Here is a 1,554-nt window from a genome sequence, read left to right on the forward strand (position 1 = left end):
GCGTGGTGTTTTCGGCCGATACAGCCTTCTTCCCACCGCTCGCCGATTTCGCCGAAGGCTCTGATATCCTCGTCCACGAAGCCATGCTGGAGGAGGGGATCGAGCGGCTGGTTGCCAGGACCGGCAATGGCGCGCGGCTCAGGGAACACCTGCTCGCCAGCCACAGCTTTGCCGAAGAGGCAGGCCGCATCGCCAGCGATGGCGGCGTGAAGAGACTGGTGCTCAACCACCTCATTCCGGCCGACGACCCCCAGATTGGCGAGACCGATTGGACTGCTGCCGTCAGGAAAACATGGGCCGGCGACTTGACGATCGCTCGCGACGGCCTTGTTGTGGAGCTAGCATGATCCCGAAAAGTGGAAACCGGTTTTCGGAAAAAGATCATGCGTAAGAAAAGCCAAAGCGGCGCCAAGGCCGCCTCAGGAGAGGGAACCGCATGAAGCTTGCCACACTGAAGGATGGGACGCGCGATGGAAAACTCGTTGTCGTTTCGCGCGACCTGACACAGTACACAGACGCCTCGTTCTTGGCGCGCACGCTGCAGGCGGCACTCGACGACTGGCGCAGGATCTCGCCGCATCTCGCGACAATCGCCGAATCGCTGGAGAACAGTGCGATGCCGGCGGCTCGCTTCCACGAGCACGACGCGCATTCGCCGCTGCCACGCGCCTATCAATGGGCCGACGGCTCCGCCTATGTGAACCATGTCGAACTGGTGCGCAAAGCGCGCGGCGTCGAGATGCCGGCAAGCTTCTGGATCGATCCGCTGATCTATCAGGGCGGCTCGGACTCCTTTGTTGCGCCGCGCGATCCGATCCGCATGGCCGACGAAGCCTTCGGCATCGACATGGAGGCCGAAATTGCCGTCATCGTCGACGATGTGCCGATGGGCGCCAGCCTCGATGAAGCGCGCGCCGCGATCCGGCTGGTCATGCTGGTCAACGACGTCACGCTGCGCGCGCTGACCGGCCCGGAACTCGCCAAGGGTTTTGGCTTCTTCCAGTCGAAACCGTCCTCGGCCTTTTCGCCGGTCGCGGTGACGCCGGACGAACTGGGCGACGCCTGGGATGGCGGCAAGGTCAGCCTGCCGCTGCTCGCCGACATCAACGGCAAGCCGTTCGGCCGCGCCAATGCCGGTGTCGACATGACCTTTGACTTCCCGGTACTGATCGCTCACGCCGCCCGCACAAGGCCGCTGGTATCAGGCACCATCATCGGCTCGGGTACGGTGTCCAACAAGCTCGACGGCGGCCCGGGCAAGCCTGTGTCGGCCGGCGGCGCAGGCTATTCCTGCATCGCCGAACTGCGCATGATCGAGACCCTCGCGAGCGGCGAACCAAAGACGCCGTTCCTGCGCTTCGGCGACACGGTACGCATCGAGATGAAGGACAAGGCCGGGCATTCGATCTTCGGTGCCATCGAGCAGAAGGTCGAGAACTACGCGAGATAGAGGCTAGGACAGATTTTCAGCGATGAATCTTCTGGATCATCTGCGCCGCATGGCGGGCAACAATCTCTGGTCGAACGACCGGCTCTATCGCGCAGTGCTTGCTC

At 63.1% G+C, this 1,554-nt stretch carries 2 protein-coding genes and 1 pseudogene; all 3 read left to right on the forward strand.

Annotation, left to right across the window (positions count from 1 at the left end):
• Positions 1 to 347, forward strand: a 347-nt coding sequence (locus EOA36_RS35115) for an MBL fold metallo-hydrolase (RefSeq protein ID WP_145969503.1), incomplete at its 5' end; no start/stop codon positions are given.
• Between the two features lie 89 nt (positions 348 to 436).
• Positions 437 to 1,450, forward strand: a complete 1,014-nt coding sequence (locus EOA36_RS35120; RefSeq protein WP_127281206.1) for a fumarylacetoacetate hydrolase family protein — start codon at positions 437 to 439, stop codon at positions 1,448 to 1,450.
• A gap of 22 nt (positions 1,451 to 1,472) precedes the next feature.
• A pseudogene (locus EOA36_RS38660) lies at positions 1,473 to 1,554 on the forward strand (damage-inducible protein DinB); the annotation flags it as partial.

The organism is Mesorhizobium sp. M8A.F.Ca.ET.021.01.1.1 (assembly GCF_003998025.1).
Taxonomy (GTDB): domain Bacteria; phylum Pseudomonadota; class Alphaproteobacteria; order Rhizobiales; family Rhizobiaceae; genus Mesorhizobium.